The following is a 500-nucleotide window of genomic DNA, read 5'->3' on the forward strand; positions in this document are numbered from 1 at the left end:
CTCGCGAAGGCGGCCTGACAGTCGACCAATTACTTGCAGGTGTACGCCATTCCCTGTGGGCGCGGCGTCATCTACGTAGAACTACGTAGGCGCCGCGTACGTAGTAACGCGGATTTATTTGTAGACGGCATGCGGGGATATTGGGCCAGCTCCGCACAGCGGACACAATTATAAAAATTACCGCCGCAGTCCACTGGCTGTCGGCAGGAGACACGCTATGCCCCGTCTGGCTAAACACCTCGCCTGGTTTGCCGTGGCTGTCCTGGGAGCGTTTGCGCTAAGTGTCGTGGCCCTGCGCCGCGGCGAAGCGATCAATGCCCTCTGGATCGTAGTCGCAGCAGTCGCTATTTATCTCGTCGCATACCGCTACTACAGCCTGTTCATCGCTACCAAAGTGATGCAACTCGACCCCAATCGTGCCACGCCGGCGGTCGTTAACAATGACGGTCTGGACTACGTGCCAACCAACAAACACGGGCTCTTCGGTCACCACTTCGCCG

The 500-nt window shown here is 58.2% G+C and carries 1 protein-coding gene; it reads left to right on the top strand.

Annotation, left to right across the window (positions count from 1 at the left end; all coding sequences use genetic code 11):
- Positions 1–217 precede the first annotated feature (217 nt).
- Positions 218–500: carbon starvation CstA family protein (locus VD17_RS31150; RefSeq protein ID WP_046057192.1), on the top strand; the 283-nt coding region annotated here is incomplete at its 3' end.

This window comes from Pseudomonas fluorescens (genome assembly GCF_000968015.1).
Lineage (GTDB): Bacteria > Pseudomonadota > Gammaproteobacteria > Pseudomonadales > Pseudomonadaceae > Aquipseudomonas > Aquipseudomonas fluorescens_W.